This window comes from Bacillus sp. D386 (genome assembly GCF_006346415.1).
In genome coordinates, this window is sequence record NZ_VEMV01000003.1 from 518374 (window position 1) to 532378 (window position 14005).

The window sequence follows — 14005 nt, forward strand, 5'->3', positions numbered from 1 at the left end:
TTTGAATCTGGTAGAGCATGATAAGTAATGGGCATTTAATGTATGAGTTATGTTCAAATTTAGAAAAATAAATTATTGATATAACTCGTCAAGTATGCTAGTATACAAGCATGCAATAACACGTATACATAGTGTTTATGAAAATTTCAATGCAAATATATGGAGGTATGACGAAATGACTACTTTACCTTTTAAAGTTGATTTAACAGATAAAGTTGCGGTTGTTACAGGCGGCGCTGGAATCCTTTGCGGAGCATTTGTTGATGCTTTGGCTGCATGTGGAGCGAAAGTTGCCATTCTTGACCGCGCTTTAGAAAATGCTGAAAAGAAAGCTGAAGAAGTTCGCCAAAAAGGCGGAATTGCGATTGGTGTTGAAGCAAACGTATTAGATAAAGAAAGCCTAAAAGCTGCACACGCAGTTGTAAAAGAAAAATTAGGACTTTGCGATATCTTAATCAACGGTGCTGGTGGTAACCATCCACTTGGAACTACTACTAAAGAATATTTATTCCCAGAAGATTTGAATGGTCAATTGAAAGATACAATCACTTTCTTCGATTTAGATCCAGAAGGAGTTCAATTCGTATTCAACTTGAATTTCTTAGGTACTTTATTACCTTCTCAAGAATTTGCAAGTGATATGGTAAATCGTAAAGGTGCAACAATCATCAATGTATCTTCTATGAATGCATACACACCATTAACAAAAATTCCTGCTTACAGCGGTGCGAAAGCTGCAGTAAGTAACTTTACACAATGGTTAGCGGTTCACATGTCTAAAGTTGGAATCCGTGTTAATGCAATTGCTCCAGGATTCTTCGTTACAGCACAAAATGAAAAATTGTTGAAAAACGAAGATGGCTCTTACACTGAGCGTTCTGAGAAAATCCTTCGCAATACACCGATGGATCGTTTTGGTGAAGCGGAAGAGCTTGTTGGAACAATGTTATACCTTGCAAGCCATGAAGCATCCAGCTTTGTTAATGGCGTAATCATCCCAGTTGATGGTGCGTTCTCTGCATATTCTGGTGTTTAATTAGGGCTAAAAAATTGAAAACAAATAGCGATTAATCTATCGCTATTTGTTTTGTTGATATCGACTCGAAAACTGGAGTGTGAATGTTATGTTACCAAAATTTGAAGTATTAAATGAAATGCGCAAAGGCTATGTTGTAGCAGTTGTTCGCGGTAAGACAAAAGAAGAAGCTGTTGAAATTGCTAAACAAGCATATGCAGGCGGTATTCGTTCTTTAGAAATTACATTTACAACACCTGATGCAGGTGACGTTATTGCTGAACTTGCAAGCATGAATGATGACAACATGATCATTGGTGCTGGAACAGTATTAGATGAAGCTACAGCTCGTCTTGCTATTATGAAGGGTGCACGCTATATCGTGAGTCCACACTTTGATAAAAACATTTCATTAATGTGTAATCGTTATTGTGTTCCTTACTTACCAGGTTGCGGATCCGTAACTGAAGTAATGGAGGCTGTTACATACGGTTCTGATGTTATCAAAATGTTCCCTGGAAGCCTTCTTGGCAAATCCTTCATTAAGGATGTACACGGACCACTTCCACATGTTCAAATGATGCCTTCAGGCGGTGTTAGCAAGGATAACTTGGCTGACTGGATCGAAGTTGGTGCATTTGCAGTAGGTATCGGAAGTGCCTTAACGAAGAATGTGAAAGATGGAGATTACAGCTCTGTCCAAGCAGTTGCAAGAGAGTTTATGGACCATTTAGCAACACTTCAAAATAAATAATCAAGACCTGCTACATAAAGGAGGGTAAAGCGGATGAGTTCATTTATACATGAAAACTTTATATTGCAAAATGAAACAGCTGTGAAGTTGTATCATGAATACGCTAAGAATATGCCTATTTATGATTACCACTGCCATTTATCCCCAAAGGATATTGCAGAGAATCGTAAATTTAAAAATATAACTGAACTATGGCTCGAAGGTGACCATTATAAATGGAGAGCAATGAGAGCACATGGGATTCCTGAAAAGTATGTTACTGGTGATGCCGATCCGAAGGAGAAGTTTGAGGCTTGGGCTAAAACTGTTCCATATACAGTTGGAAACGCTTTGTATCACTGGACTCATATTGAGTTAAAAAACTACTTCGGTATTGAAGAATTATTAAACGAACAAACATGGGAAAGCATTTGGAACCGTTGTAATGAATTGTTGCAGCAAGATGATTTTTCTGTTCGCGAACTCATCAAACGCTCAAATGTAAAAGTAATTGGCACGACAGATGATCCGACGGATGATCTTATGTATCATGCGCAAATCGCTGAATTGCCTGATTTCCCAGTGAAGGTTCTTCCTTCATTCCGACCTGACAAAGGATTGGAAATCAATAAAGCTACATTCGTTCCATTCGTGGAGACTCTTGAAAAGGTTGCTGACAAATCATTAGCAACTTATGCGGATTATATTGCGGCTCTATTGGATCGAGTTCAATATTTCCACGAAAAAGGCTGCAGAATTTCTGACCATGGCCTATCAGAGGTTCCATTTGCTGAATTCGATGAAAGCGAATTAGATGGAATTTATCAATCTGGCCGTAGCGGTAAAGCTGTAAGCCTAGAGGATGAAAATAAATTCAAGACAGCCATCATGATTGCTCTTGCAAAGGCCTACACAGAAAGAGGCTGGGCAATGCAGCTTCACTTTGGTGCAATCCGCAATAACAACACAAAAATGTTCAAAAGATTAGGACCTGATGCAGGCTTTGACTCCATCAGTGATCAAGGCGAAGTAGCCGCACCATTAAATGCGCTGCTAGACGCGTTAGAAATCAGGGATTCCCTGCCTAGAACAATTGTGTATAATTTGAATCCTGTTTATAACGAACTGATTGGTACAACGATTCAAAACTTCCAAACAAACGAAGAAGGAATCGCGGGTAAAATCCAATTTGGTTCTGGTTGGTGGTTCAATGACACTAAACCAGGCATGATTCGCCAAATGACAGCTTTAGCTGATCAAGGATTATTAAGTCACTTTGTAGGGATGCTGACAGATTCACGTAGCTTTATCTCTTATAGCAGACATGAATACTTCCGCCGCATTCTATGTAACTTAATAGGTACTTGGGTAGAATCTGGCGAAATTCCAAATGATCCGGCATTGCTGCAAAACTTAATTGAAAACATCTGCTTTAATAACGCTAAGAACTATTTTAATATAGATCTTCAATAATTTTTAGGAGGAAACTTACTATGGAAATGTCATTCCGTTGGTATGGAAAAACTGATAGTATTCCTTTGGAATACATCCGTCAAATTCCAGGTATGAAAGGAATTGTAACAGCTATTTATGATATCCCGGTTGGTGAAGCTTGGCCGATGGATAAAATCGAAGAATTGAAAAAGACTGTAGAAGATGCTGGTATGCACATCTCTGTTATCGAGAGCGTACCGGTTCATGAAGATATCAAAATTGGTTTGCCAACTCGTGACAAATATATCGAGAACTACAAAACGACTTTACGTAACCTTGGTAAAGCTGGTATCCCAGTTGTGTGCTACAACTTCATGCCAATCTTTGACTGGACACGTACAGATTTAGAATACCGTCTTCCAGATGGTTCTACAGCTCTTATCTTCGAAGAAGAAGTAGCTAAGAAAATGGATCCACTAACAGGTGAACTTTCTTTACCAGGTTGGGATTCCAGCTATAAAAAAGAAGACCTGCAACAATTATTTGATCACTACAAAAATGTTGATCATGAAAAACTTTGGGAAAACCTTGAGTATTTCATTAAAGAAATTATTCCAGTTGCAGAAGAAGCTGGCGTAAAAATGGCAATCCACCCAGATGATCCGCCATTTGATATCTTTGGATTACCACGTATCATCACAAACAAAGAAAACCTAGAAAGATTCGTTAACCTATATGACAGCCCATATAACGGTTTAACAATGTGCAGCGGTTCACTTGGTTCTCACCCAAATAACGATTTCCCAGAAATGCTTCGTTACTTTGGTAAGAAAGACCGCGTAAACTTTGTACATGCCCGCAACGTTAAATTAACAGGCGGAATGTCATTCGAAGAAAGTGCTCACCCATCTGAGTATGGTTCTGTTGATATGTATGAAGTGATTAAAGCAATGAAAGACTTCAACTATGAAGGACCAATCCGTCCTGACCACGGTCGTATGATCTGGGGCGAAACTGGTAAGCCTGGTTACGGTTTATATGATCGTGCATTAGGTGCTACTTACCTAATTGGATTATGGGAAGCAGTAAATAAAAATAATCGCTAATGATTAAAATAAGTCGATGCGAATCTTCCAAGTAAGAATTCGTATCGGCTTATTCATATAGAAGGAGAGTATAGAAATGAAGGACAACATCAAAGAATTTGTTAAAACAAAAGACTTTTTAGTATGCGTTGATTCCGATGGTTGCGCAATGGATACGATGGGTGTAAAACACGAAGAAGCATTTGGACCGCGTGCAGTAGATGTATGGGAGCTTCATCACATTAAAGATCGTTTCCTAAAAGTATGGAATGATATCAACCTTTACACAAGAACAAGAGGAATCAACCGCTTTAAAGGGGTTGTCGCTACTTTCGAAGCTTTAGAAAAAGAAGGCATTGAAATGCCTGATATCACTTCTTTCAAAAAATGGGCTGAAACAACGAATGAACTTTCCAATCCATCACTTGAAAGAGCGATTGCTGAAACAAATGATGAGCAATTAAAGAAAGCTTTAGAGTGGAGCCATGCGGTTAATCGTACGATTGAGGAAGAACTGGCTGGAAATGATAAACCTGTTGAAGGTGCTAAAGAAGGCTTAGCAGCTGCTAATAATGTAGCAGATGTAGCGATTGTATCATCAGCAAATGGTGCAGCTGTACTTGATGAATGGACAAGACATGAACTAAACGTACATGTTGATGTCATGCTTGGACAAGAAGCTGGTACTAAAGCTTACTGCATAGAGCAATTGAAAAAATTCGGTTATGAAAACACTCGTGTATTGATGATCGGTGATGCTCCTGGAGATTTATCTGCTGCTGAGGTAAATGACGTTCTTTATTACCCAATTCTTGTTGGTAAAGAGAAATTCTCTTGGGATCGTTTTCAAAACGAAGCTTTGGCTAAATTCTTAGACGGCAGCTTTGCAGGAGAATACCAAGAACAATTGATTAAGGAATTCAACGATAACTTAAAATAAGGTTTGGAGGAAGTCCAGATGATTCAAAAAATTGCTAAAAACATCCCAATGCCAAAGGTTGATCTAAAAGCAAAGCCATATAATCTATCTGATGAAGATATTAAATGGGTTAAAGATACAATCGCTGGAATGACTACAGAAGAGAAGATCGGTCAGTTATTTATTAACCTATTCTTCTTTGGTGATGATAAATTCAGCGGTAATACATTCACAAACAAAGAACTGCTTGAAAAATACCATATCGGCGGGGCTCGTTATATGGGGGCTACATCCGATAAAGTACAAGCACTTATCAACGAACTTCAAAAGGATTCCAAAATTCCATTACTAGTAGCAGCGAACTGTGATGCAGGCGGTAATGGTGCGGTAAACGATGGTACATATGTGGCCTCAGCTGCTATGTGTGAAGCTTCTGGTGATGAACAATTATCCTTTGATGCCGGTTATGTAAGTGGTCGTGAAGCGCATGCGGTTGGTGTTAACTGGAACTTCGACCCATGTGTGGATATCCTAAAAAACTGGAGAAATACAATCGTAAATACTCGTGCTTACGGTACAACTGCTGAACCGGTTATCAAGCACACAAATTCATACATTAAAGGGTTAACAGAAAGTAATGTTGGTGTTTGCATTAAGCACTGGCCTGGTGATGGAACAGAAGAACGCGACCAGCATTTAGTCATGGGCGTAAATGAATTATCTGTAGACGAATGGGAAAAATCCTTCGGTGAAGTATACCGTAATCATATTGAGAACGGTGTACACTCTATTATGGCCGGTCATATTGCTTTGCCAGAATATCAAAAAGCATTAGTACCTGAATTAGAAGACCGTGATATCTTGCCAGCTACGTTAGCGCCAGAATTAATTAATGGTCTCCTAAAAGGCAAATTAGGCTTCAACGGTCTAGTCTTGACTGATGCATCTCATATGCTTGGTATGACAGCAGCGATGAGACGTGAAGAATATGTACCGCAATCCATTGCAGCAGGCTGTGATATGTTCTTGTTCTTCAACGATATTGATGAAGACTACAACTTCATGTTAAATGGTTACAAAAATGGAATCATTACAGAAGAACGACTTCAAGATGCATTAGAAAGAATCCTGGGCTTTAAAGCGACACTAGGCTTGCACAAAGCGCAAAAAGACGGTTCCATCTTCCGCAATGAAGAAGACTTAAAAGTAATTGGCTGTGAAGATCATATCGAGCGTGCTAAACAAGCTGCAGATAAAGGAATTACGCTTGTTAAAAACACATTGGATCAATTGCCAATTCGCCCAGAAACACATAAACGTATTCGTCTGTATTTCTTAGAAGGAGAAAAAGGCGGCATTTATGAAGGCGATGACAAAACTCTTAACTATATTGTGAAAGAGCTTGAAAGCAGAGGCTTTGAAGTAACCGTTAACGAAGGTGACACTCGTGTTAAAGGCCCAACATTAAAATATCGTGAAGAAGTAGATGCAGCTCTTGTATTTGCCAATGTCATCGGTTATGGTGCAGAAAACAACTACCGTATCAGATGGAAAACGGCTATGGCAAACGAGATCCCTTGGTATGTACATGAAGTTCCAACCGTATTCGTATCATTGAACTTCACAACACACTTAACTGATGTGCCAATGGTAAAATGCTATATTAATGCATACAAAGATACTGAAATCACAATTAAAGCGGTTATTGACAAGATCATGGGTGAATCAGAATTCCATGGTACACCAAATGAAAACGTTTGGTGTAATAAGTGGGATACAAGACTATAATATACGGTCATTGATATATTGAAATTATATTCAGTCCACGAAAAACATGCGGATCTACATGCTTTAAGCATGCGGGTCCGCTTTTTTAATGGTTCATTCTAACTTTAAGATAATAAACTTCAATGAATTAACACTAAAAGTATAATAACTCCGGTAACATTTAAAATTACTTTTTATGAGAGAAAATAACATATGTTTTTATTAATAAGAACTAAACAAACTATGTTCCAAATCTTCATAGTTTTTTTCTAAAAACCCAGCCACCAAGAAAAAATCACAAAACCCACCAAGAAAGAAAAAATTTGATAATATAAGATTAAAAGTGATGTCTAATGTAAGAGGTGAGGGGAATGAACAGAGGATTCTTATTAAAACAAAAAGCATTTTTAAAGCTTTATCTACTGGAGATTGCTTCTCATCCAAGGGACTATGGTTCCATGGTGTTAAATGATTTAAGAGAAAAATTTAAACCATTTGGCTATTCGCCAACCCATACGGAAATTTATAAAACCTATAAAGAATTGTATAAAGCCGGATTCGTAAAAAAAAGAACCGAAATACTCGGCGATCCGCAAGAAAATGTTCAAGAAGTTTTTATTTATTATTTAACGGATAAAGGGAAAGAAGAATTAGAAATTTACCGAAAGTTAATGAAAAAAGAGCTGGAACGTTCAATCGGCATACTGCAGGTTGCTTTAGAGGATCATTTTGGTCCAGTTAAGAAAATATAAGGGTCAGGATTCTAAATAAATAGCAAAATAAAATTAGGTTTCAACAGGCAGACTGATTTGCATAGCAAGTCGGTCTGTTTTGCATGTATAGAATGAATTACACCTTAAGTTTACGTATTTATGATTTAAAGGGATGCAAATGAAAATTTGAAAAAAGATCCCTCCTATTAAAAAAACATAAATAAATCGATTCGAATTAAAATACATATATAGTAATGGGATAAAGATGTTCAATTTAGTTAGCTTCCAAGAATTCGTTTGTTTATAAGTATAAAAAGCACTAATAAACGAAATATTAAGTTGTGATTATTAAAATGGTTTAAGGACAATTTATTCTCACTTGGCAATTGCTTTATTTACTGAGGGGGTGCTAAAGATGATCATACAGGATCACGATTTCACGATGGGCAAGTTAACTTCTTTATTGGTACTCTTACATAACAATGAAGCGGGAGAAATGATAAAGAAGCAGTTAAACATGGAAAATTGCCGGTATACTGTGGGAAGTATAGGATCTATCGACTTGAATAAAGTCATCTCTGTCATTGAAGCAAGTGCAAAAACAAAGGGAATTATAAATTCGGAATCCTACAATGAACGAAATACGTTATATCATACCATTTTAGAGGCAGTACAAGGAGTCGGCAGAGGGACCATTCAAGTAGGTGACTTACTTAAAAAAGTTGATTTAACCTATGGCATAGTAAGAGGTAAAAATAAAAAAATAAGCACGGGCAATGAATGGATTGGTGTTTGCATTTATGGACGGTCTGATTCAGAGGAAAAAGGGATTGAACAGGAAACATTAGGCCTTGGTTTTAATCATTTATAGTCAGCGCTATCTGTCACCCTATTCAGAAGACTTCACCAGGAATAATTTTTCCTAGTGAAGTCTTCTTTTTATATTTTTTATGAATAACATGTTTGATCAAGGCAGGACCATGTGTATGGATGGTTAAAAAAACAGAAACACAATCATTTTATCGGTAATTTAAAGGGAATATCTAACTGTTGTTGAAAAAGTATTATATGCAGTGATTTTAAGTAGCTAATGAATAAAGATTCTAATTGAAAAAATTACACATTAAGTTAAATGGATGGAGGGGATTTTTACTTATCTAATTTGAAATAGAGTGTATCTTGTTTAGGGAATTGAATCTGGGCTTTTTATGTAATTGATCATAAATTAAGGTGTACTTTCACCATCCTATACACCATCCAAACTAGACCGCCAATATAAAGATTTTAGTAAAACTCTACATAATCTTTTCTCAAAAATCAAATAGACAACAGGATTCTATTTATTCCAAAACAGAAATTTGTAGTTGTAAAATCAAAAAATGATAAAAAAATTGGAGGTGGAGAACAAATGAGAAAAGAAAGTGTCAAAGAATTAGCGGAGCAATCCGTTTTGCCGATTATTGTTTCACCAATGTTTATTATTTCTACTCCTGAAATGGTACTTGCAAGCTGTAATGCCGGGGTTATTGGTACTTTTCCAACTTTAAATGCACGAACTGAGGAACAATTGGAGGCATGGTTTCAAGAAATAAAGGATGGACATGTAAGATTACAGAAAGAACATAGAAACAAAAAAATAGCACCCTGGGGAGTAAACTTAATTGTTCATTCTACTAATCATCGTTATGAAAGTGATTTAGCGTTAATAAAGAAATACCAACCACCTATCGTAATTACGTCACTTGGAAAACCGGTAAATGAAGTTAAAATCGTCCATGAATATGGCGGGCTGGTTTTTTCTGATGTTATAAGCATTAAGCATGCAAAAAAAGCAGCTGAGGCCGGAGTAGATGGATTAATTCTTGTTTGCAATGGCGCGGGTGGTCATGGAGGGACGTTGAATCCGTTTGCCTTTATAGCTGAAGTTAAACAATTTTGGAATGGAATTATTATTTTGGCAGGTTGTATATCAAACGGACAAGAAATTCTTGCAGCAAAAGTGCTGGGTGCTGATTTTGTTTATATGGGAACTCGGTTTATCGCTTCTTTGGAAGCGGTTACTAAAGAAGGGTATAAAGAAATGTTAATTGAATCGAATGCCAGCGATATTATTTATACGAATACCTTTAGTGGTGTGAATGCAAATTACCTCACACCAAGTATCAAAAAAGCTGGTTTGGATCCAGCTAACCTACCGGGGAAAAGCGAAATGAATGTGGTTCGTCAACAAAATGAAGCAAAAGCCTGGAAGGATATTTGGTCTGCAGGCCAAGGAGTAGGGTCGATTAAAGATATTCAACCAATAGAGTCTATTATTAAAACTTTGCAGCAGGAATATGAGAAAGCATTAGACATATTACCTTCAACAGCAGCTACTAAGTTATGAATCTAAAAAAAAGTTATTTGATTTTCAAGGTGAATTTTAAAGGAGGAACCTCTAATGAGAGAAGCGGTTATTGTGGAAGCAGTCAGGACTCCAGTCGGGAAAAGAAAGGGAGTATTTAGTTCAGTTCGTCCGGATGATTTACTTGCAGGAGTTTTACGTAAACTTACCGAGAAAGCTGGTATTTCAAGTGGTCTGGTTGAAGATGTTATTATTGGTTGTGTTTCTCAGGTTGAAGAACAAGCCATAAACATTGCAAGATCAGCTGTACTGATGGCCGATTTCCCAATCCATGTACCTGCCACAACGATTGATCGTCAATGCGGCTCAAGTCAACAGGCGGTTCATTTTGCTGCACAGGCTATTTTAAGCGGTGATATGGATATTGTAATTGCAGGTGGAGTTGAAAGTATGACTCGAGTGCCAATGGGGTCAAATAGGTTACATGCAAAACCAAGTGAAGAACTGTCTTCGCGTTATGAATTAATTAACCAGGGGTTATCTGCAGAGAGAATTGCTGAAAAATGGGGATTTAGCCGAAATCAGCTAGATGAATTTTCAATTAGAAGTCATCAAAAGGCTATCCGGGCACAGGAGGAAGGACGTTTTGAACGAGAAATCATGCCAATAGAAGTAGTTAATGATGACGGGACTAAAACTATAGTCACTCAGGATGAGGGACCGCGTCGTGAATCCTCAATGGAGAAACTGGCCAAACTACCAACCGTCTTCAAAGAAAACGGAGTCATTCATGCGGGTAACGCGAGTCAAATGAGTGATGGTGCTGCAGCGCTTCTTATTATGTCAAAAGAGAAAGCGACCCAATTGGGATTAAAGCCGCGCTTTAAAATTATCTCCAGAACAGTAATAGGCTCTGACCCAACCTTAATGCTTACAGGTCCGATTGAGGCTACTAAAATGGTATTAAAAAAGAGCGGTTTAACCATTAATGATATGGATTTATATGAGGTAAATGAAGCATTCGCACCTGTTCCTTTATGCTGGATGGAGGAGTTTGGAGCTGACCCAGAAAAATTAAATGTTAATGGAGGAGCTATTGCACTTGGTCATCCATTAGGAGCTAGTGGCGCTCGCGTCATGATTACATTAATGCATGAATTAGAACGGATAGAGGGTAGGTATGGTTTACAGGCCATTTGTGAGGGAGCAGGAATGGCGAATGCTACTATTATTGAAAGAATAATAGAATAAAACATTGATTATTTGGAACAAAAGAAGGCATAAATCAGATTTATGCCTTCTACTCAATTCACTAATTTTTATTTTTAATGTTTTATCTGTATTAATCTAAGATTGTTAACCACATGGTTCGGATGTTTCATTCCCACCATTACTGAGCTAATGTTTTGCTCTCCCAAAATGGAGAGTAAATAATCGTCTGGAGTACATTCTCTATCAATTAATTTACCTAAGTTAAATGGAGCGCTGGTCACTGTAGTTAACCCAAATTCCTTCGCGGCATCTAAAACAGTATGAAATTTTTGATTTACTTGTTGATTTCGTCTTGTTTTGGCATAGTGAGTGATTTTGTTATAGGGGAATTGTAGAAATTTGAAATGATGATTTACTCCAACAACTTTTACTAAAGTTTGCATAACTTTCTCCAATGATACATACCCTTTCTCTTTAGGATTACATAATAATCCAACCCAGGATGCAAACCCGTAATAACGAATATTTCCCCTGGATACTTGTTCCTCATAAAATAAAAAAAGTGATTCAAGCTGATGATAAAAAGCTTCTTCTCCTAAAACCACCATTGAGAGTTCGGGATTATGTATATAATGGATGTCAATGGTATTTATTCTGAGATGCTTCTTACTTTGTTCGATTGCGAACTGATAATAGGAAGGAGCCAAAACGTGTCGCTGATTTCCTACGATATGTAAATCGGCTTCTTCAACTATTGCTGCATCTAGGAGTATTTTCTGTAAATAATCTTTAGGTACAAGCCCTGCATCATTATCTCCTGGGATAATTCCGGCTTTTGTAGAAATCACTATTTCCTCGCGATTTATTGTTCCATTATCAATTAAACGAGATAAAACTAAGCCGATGTCACGTTCTGATCTCATTCCTCGATAGTTAATTGCTGTATCTACAAAATTGATACCATTTTTCAATCCATATTCAATCGAAGTTCGATAAAGTCTAGAGTCTGTTTCATCCATACTGCCTAAATGTGTGCCAATGGCGATTGGAGAGACTGAAAAACAAGAAAGTTCTCTTTTTATAACTCCATGCCTATCTAAATATGCAGAAGTAGCTTTTGAAGTTGCAGAACCATTATTCATTAGAATCTCATCTTTATTCAACTTCCCAACCCCATCCTCAGAATATCTTTCTGCGTACTTATTTCTTTATCTTTGAGTAAGAATCCTTCCTAACATTTCAATTTAACCGATAATCCAGCTGAATTCTTATATAATTCAGCCGATTCACTCAATAATTCACCGATACTCCCCAACCTTGTAATAAATAATAGAAGACCCCCAAACCGAATGATTTGAGGATCTTCTCTAATTATCAATTAATCTATCATTTTACTTCCAGTGACTAATGGTAGGTCAGGCTTGGAGGCCCATTCATTCATGGAGCCATCATACACCGCGACATTTTGCACACCTAATTTTTCTAGTATTAAAGCATTCCAGGTAGCAGCGATTCCGCCACCGCAATAGGTGATTACTTTTTTATTGGAATCAAATACACCGATATCCGCAAAGTTATCCTTCAATTCTTCATCAGAAAGAACATTTTTTGTTGTTGAATCAGTATGGCATCCGAAGAATACATTGGCACTGCCGGGTATATGGCCTTTTCTCAGATAACTGTTAGTTTCACCGCGAAAATCCTCTGGAGAGAGACTGTTGATTAGAATAACCGAATCATCATCTATAGATTTTAAAACCTCATCCATTGTAACTAATAAATGATCTCTTCTATAGCTTGTAAACGAAGCTTTTGGATAGGATGTCTGATCAGTAGTAACAGGACGACCTTCTTCAATCCATTTTGGCAAACCTCCATCCAAAATAGCAATATTGTCTAAGCCCTCATATTTAAGCTGCCATCTTAAACGAGATGCCCAATATGGAGCAAAAAATGGAGCCCCAACAACCGCTCCTCGGTCATAGATTACAGTGTAAGTATCCTGATCGCCGATTCCTAATTCTGAAACCTTTTCTATGAAATAATCTCTATCAGGAACAGTGAATGGTAAATCAGAAGCGGAATCAGATAGTTCATTTATTAAATCTGCATACACCGCCCCAGGTATATGTTCATGTTCATATGATTCCTTACCTGATGAGAGTGTGATACTGCCATTTTCTAAGGGTTTCATAAGAGTAGTTACGTCTATTAATCTTAATTTAGGGTCATCAAGTCGGCTTGATAACCATTCTGTAGAAACAATAATAGGAATTGTTTGCATGTATATTTCCTCCTATATAAGTTATTCTGTTAAATATATAATAATTTCTATGTAAATACTATGAATTAGCTTTTTATCTAACATCAGTGACAATTTAATTTAGATCCCAATAACTATCAGGAAAGTCTATAATTATTTGACACTGTTTATGAAAAATTGATATTTGATGCCTTTCTAAAACATTGATACGTAACATACTTATCTCAACGGGAGATTGTCTCATAAGCTGTCAAACAGGGAGTCTTTCCTTCATTTATCTTTCGTAAAAGTATCATTAAAGAAATACATATAAAATGCATTACGTTACAAATACTAGTCCGATAAATAGAATTCTGTACCTGAAAGTTTTTAGGTTTGATTAAGTAGTTTGATAATAAGCGATTCTAGGGTTCATTCGTTGTTTGGATAATCTTATATTGCGATGGTATGTATACTTCGAGAGAAAATATCCATCCACCGCTAGTGATTTACTTATAGTATCGGTGGACAGATAGTTGAC

General features: G+C 37.1%; 12 protein-coding genes. 10 read left to right on the forward strand and 2 right to left on the reverse strand.

What is annotated here, in order from left to right; genetic code table 11:
• Nucleotides 1-175: 175 nt before the first annotated feature.
• The 10 genes from FHY45_RS11275 (at nucleotide 176) to FHY45_RS11320 (ending at nucleotide 11261) form a co-directional block, all read left to right on the forward strand.
• Entirely contained in the window at nucleotides 176-1036 is an 861-nt protein-coding gene (locus FHY45_RS11275; RefSeq protein WP_066103664.1) for an SDR family oxidoreductase, read from the forward strand.
• An 88-nt stretch (nucleotides 1037-1124) separates the two neighbouring features.
• Entirely contained in the window at nucleotides 1125-1769 is a 645-nt protein-coding gene (locus FHY45_RS11280) for a bifunctional 2-keto-4-hydroxyglutarate aldolase/2-keto-3-deoxy-6-phosphogluconate aldolase (RefSeq protein WP_066103666.1), read from the forward strand.
• Nucleotides 1770-1802: 33 nt separating this feature from the next.
• Nucleotides 1803-3221, forward strand: coding sequence for a glucuronate isomerase (gene uxaC, locus FHY45_RS11285; protein ID WP_066103668.1), 1419 nt, complete (start codon nucleotides 1803-1805; stop codon nucleotides 3219-3221).
• 20 nt (nucleotides 3222-3241) lie between these two features.
• On the forward strand, nucleotides 3242-4288 hold the full coding sequence (uxuA, locus tag FHY45_RS11290) for a mannonate dehydratase (RefSeq protein WP_066103670.1): 1047 nt from the start codon (nucleotides 3242-3244) through the stop codon (nucleotides 4286-4288).
• A gap of 76 nt (nucleotides 4289-4364) precedes the next feature.
• On the forward strand, nucleotides 4365-5207 hold the full coding sequence (locus tag FHY45_RS11295) for an HAD family hydrolase (protein ID WP_066103672.1): 843 nt from the start codon (nucleotides 4365-4367) through the stop codon (nucleotides 5205-5207).
• An 18-nt stretch (nucleotides 5208-5225) separates the two neighbouring features.
• Nucleotides 5226-6974 carry a glycoside hydrolase family 3 protein gene (locus FHY45_RS11300; RefSeq protein ID WP_225983567.1) on the forward strand — a complete coding sequence of 583 codons (1749 nt, stop codon included), beginning with the start codon at nucleotides 5226-5228 and terminating at the stop codon, nucleotides 6972-6974.
• 350 nt (nucleotides 6975-7324) lie between these two features.
• Nucleotides 7325-7705 (forward strand): helix-turn-helix domain-containing protein, encoded by a 381-nt coding sequence (locus FHY45_RS11305; RefSeq protein ID WP_066103674.1) that lies wholly within the window; start codon nucleotides 7325-7327, stop codon nucleotides 7703-7705.
• Nucleotides 7706-8081: 376 nt separating this feature from the next.
• Nucleotides 8082-8537 carry a HutP family protein gene (locus tag FHY45_RS11310; protein ID WP_066103676.1) on the forward strand — a complete coding sequence of 152 codons (456 nt, stop codon included), beginning with the start codon at nucleotides 8082-8084 and terminating at the stop codon, nucleotides 8535-8537.
• A 537-nt stretch (nucleotides 8538-9074) separates the two neighbouring features.
• Entirely contained in the window at nucleotides 9075-10052 is a 978-nt protein-coding gene (locus FHY45_RS11315) for an NAD(P)H-dependent flavin oxidoreductase (RefSeq protein ID WP_066103678.1), read from the forward strand.
• Between the two features lie 54 nt (nucleotides 10053-10106).
• Nucleotides 10107-11261, forward strand: a complete 1155-nt coding sequence (locus FHY45_RS11320) for a thiolase family protein (protein ID WP_066103680.1) — start codon at nucleotides 10107-10109, stop codon at nucleotides 11259-11261.
• Nucleotides 11262-11335: 74 nt separating this feature from the next.
• Here FHY45_RS11320 and FHY45_RS11325 read toward each other — a convergent pair whose 3' ends face one another.
• Both FHY45_RS11325 and FHY45_RS11330 read right to left on the reverse strand, forming a co-directional pair.
• Nucleotides 11336-12385 (reverse strand): aldo/keto reductase, encoded by a 1050-nt coding sequence (locus tag FHY45_RS11325; protein WP_066103682.1) that lies wholly within the window; start codon nucleotides 12383-12385, stop codon nucleotides 11336-11338.
• Between the two features lie 215 nt (nucleotides 12386-12600).
• Complete coding sequence (locus FHY45_RS11330; RefSeq protein ID WP_066103684.1) at nucleotides 12601-13506, reverse strand: sulfurtransferase; 906 nt, start codon at nucleotides 13504-13506, stop codon at nucleotides 12601-12603.
• Nucleotides 13507-14005 lie beyond the last annotated feature (499 nt).

Bases quoted from the DNA above. Each gene is read 5' to 3' on its own strand.
- FHY45_RS11305 (WP_066103674.1), top strand. From the start codon at position 7,325: ATGAACAGAGGATTCTTATTAAAACAAAAAGCATTTTTAAAGCTTTAT.
- FHY45_RS11300 (WP_225983567.1), top strand. From the start codon at position 5,226: ATGATTCAAAAAATTGCTAAAAACATCCCAATGCCAAAGGTTGATCTA.
- FHY45_RS11295 (WP_066103672.1), top strand. From the start codon at position 4,365: ATGAAGGACAACATCAAAGAATTTGTTAAAACAAAAGACTTTTTAGTA.
- FHY45_RS11275 (WP_066103664.1), top strand. From the start codon at position 176: ATGACTACTTTACCTTTTAAAGTTGATTTAACAGATAAAGTTGCGGTT.
- FHY45_RS11320 (WP_066103680.1), top strand. From the start codon at position 10,107: ATGAGAGAAGCGGTTATTGTGGAAGCAGTCAGGACTCCAGTCGGGAAA.
- FHY45_RS11315 (WP_066103678.1), top strand. From the start codon at position 9,075: ATGAGAAAAGAAAGTGTCAAAGAATTAGCGGAGCAATCCGTTTTGCCG.
- FHY45_RS11280 (WP_066103666.1), top strand. From the start codon at position 1,125: ATGTTACCAAAATTTGAAGTATTAAATGAAATGCGCAAAGGCTATGTT.
- FHY45_RS11330 (WP_066103684.1), bottom strand. From the start codon at position 13,506: ATGCAAACAATTCCTATTATTGTTTCTACAGAATGGTTATCAAGCCGA.
- uxaC (WP_066103668.1), top strand. From the start codon at position 1,803: ATGAGTTCATTTATACATGAAAACTTTATATTGCAAAATGAAACAGCT.
- FHY45_RS11310 (WP_066103676.1), top strand. From the start codon at position 8,082: ATGATCATACAGGATCACGATTTCACGATGGGCAAGTTAACTTCTTTA.
- uxuA (WP_066103670.1), top strand. From the start codon at position 3,242: ATGGAAATGTCATTCCGTTGGTATGGAAAAACTGATAGTATTCCTTTG.